2 protein-coding genes are annotated in these 1,590 nt (G+C 33.8%); both read right to left on the bottom strand.

Annotated elements, in window-relative coordinates; translation table 11 throughout:
* The coding region (locus F6K13_RS32330) for an inositol monophosphatase family protein (protein ID WP_353735751.1) at positions 1–346 on the bottom strand (346 nt) is incomplete at its 3' end.
* 991 nt (positions 347–1,337) lie between these two features.
* Positions 1,338–1,590, bottom strand: a 253-nt coding sequence (locus F6K13_RS32325) for a molybdopterin dinucleotide binding domain-containing protein (protein WP_287289788.1), incomplete at its 5' end; no start/stop codon positions are given.

The following is a 1,590-nucleotide window of genomic DNA, read 5'->3' as shown; positions in this document are numbered from 1 at the left end:
TTATAACCAAATATAGGAATACCTTGATACAATAAGGCGATAGAAGTTGCCAAATTGGTATACCTTTAGCAAAGTTTGTAGTAGCATCTAAGGGGTCAATAATCCAACACCATTCATTACTAGGAAATATCTGTTGAGTTTCTTCTGTTAAGATTCCATGAGTGGGAAAAGTATGAGCGATCGCTTCTCTAATTTCTCTATCTGCCCATTTATCGGATTTAGTAATTAAACTACCGTCAGCTTTTTCATCTGCTGTGACATTTCCGAAGTCTTTTAATAATTGATTTCCTACTCGAAAAGTTATTGTTTCTGCGAAGTTTAAAACTTGATTCCAGAATTCTGTCATTTTAGCTTTGTTATCCCACTAGATTTTTGTTTTAAAGTTTATTGAAAGAATATTAATCAGTCATTTCAATTATCAGTTGTAAGTTGTCAGTAAACTTAAGTTATTAGTTGAATTTTCTACCTTGAATTTTTAGATTTTCATTTTGAGATTTTCTAGATAATGCCCAAGCAATAATGCCTAGAGGTTTACTATCAATATTTTTAATATTTTATAATGATAGAGACCATTATTAAAATTGAAGAAGGAGACAGGAGACAGGAGACAGGAGACAGGAGACAGGAGGAAAATTACATGGGGATTCGCTCCCCCAAGTAATTTTGAACACCCCCGTTGACGGTGGGGTATTAAACCCACAAAGAAAATGATAAAATTTATGAATCGTCTCCTTGGAGGAGTCAGGAGTCAACCCACCCCTAACCCCTCCCAGGAGGGGGAGTCAGGAGTCAGGAAGAAATAAAGAAGGAAGAGGAGAAGAAAATTTTTTATCACGCTCTTAAAAGGACATGATATAACTCTATTTAACAGGAAAGTTTCTATAGAAATTTATTCTCAAATTAACAATTAATCACTAAAAATTACCTCTCTTTGGAGGAGTGAGGAGTCAGGAGTCAGGAGGGAACAAAGAAGGAAGAGGAGAAAGTTTTTTATCACACTCTTCAAAGGAGATTATATAACTCTATTCAACAAGAAAGTTTCTATAGAAATTTATTCTTAAATTAACAATTAATCAATAAAAATCACTTCTCTTTGGAAGATAGAGTAGATTCCATGTAAATGTGGCACAGTAGTTCAGAGTCCAAATAATGAAAGCTTACTTAACAAAATACTCAGGATTAGAAAAACTATATTCTTTCTTTCCTGCTACCTACTCCCTACTTTCAAGAAGATGTAGCAAGAATGCGTGAGATTTAGTATTACTCAAAAATCAGTAACCTCCTTGAATCAAAAATTTTCCATCTTTTCACCCACTCAATATCTTCAAAACTTTAACCTAATCTAACTTTTCTAAACAGACCAAAGCATTATAATCAGGCACACCTTCAACAGAACGTTTACCCTGATCTAATAACACATTTCCTTCCGGCCAATGTATTTGTAAATTACCTGGTTTCATCGGAGCTAAATATACTCTTCCTTGAAACTCACCCAAATCATTCTTTAACAGTACCTTATACCCATCTTTTAAACTTAAATTTTCCGCATCAATAGGATTAATTAAAACTGCTTCTCGCATAGCTCCAGTA

Source organism: Okeania sp. SIO2B9, assembly GCF_010672505.1.
Lineage (GTDB): Bacteria > Cyanobacteriota > Cyanobacteriia > Cyanobacteriales > Microcoleaceae > Okeania > Okeania hirsuta.
Note: the sequence above shows the minus strand (reverse complement) of the source record. Positions and strands in the feature narration are given on the sequence as shown.